Below are 633 nucleotides of genomic sequence, written 5' to 3' on the forward strand. Positions count from 1 at the left end.
CTTTGTTGTTCTAGCTTCTGCCACAATAATTGTAATAGTGGTTATGGACCAACCTAGTGATTTTAAATTTATATGTATCAACCTACTGAGAAAACCTTAAGATTTTCTGAAGTTTAACTGGACCCTATGTACAATTATAAAATGCCACCTATACTTAATAGACATTTAAGTTAATTTTAATTTAGGTTTAATAAATAGCTGACCAATTTGTAATATAGTAGAGACTAGCGTCATCTCAAATGAACAAGAGATGGAAAATACTTAGAAACAATATACTTCATAAAAGGAGATTAATTCTTTTAAAAAAACTTAGCCGTTTCAGAACAAACAAAACTGCTACAACCTTCAAGTCTTCAAATGTTAAGCAAGTTACTAGAAGTTACTATTTGATTTTGACATACCAAGGTTTTGGGATTTGTACAACTACACTAGGCGTACTAGCTGATGATATGTTATCAACAAGAAAGATTTGCAGCTATATTAACGCCTTTGTCATTAGAAATTATTGGAAGAAGGTCCTTAAATATGAACAAATCTTTATCGATCACCATGAATCAGGCAAAAGAAATGTTTGCTAAAGTTCCGGAAATTACACTTTACTTTTGGATTACTAAGCTACTGACTACTGGAATG

General features: G+C 31.1%; 1 protein-coding gene. It reads left to right on the top strand.

Going from position 1 to position 633, the window contains the following annotated elements; translation table 11 throughout:
• Nucleotides 1-444 precede the first annotated feature (444 nt).
• The coding region (locus tag SB754_RS19170) for a hypothetical protein (protein WP_410784006.1) at nt 445-633 on the top strand (189 nt) is incomplete at its 3' end.

This window comes from Leifsonia sp. SIMBA_070, assembly GCF_046534635.1.
GTDB lineage: Bacteria > Actinomycetota > Actinomycetes > Actinomycetales > Microbacteriaceae > Leifsonia.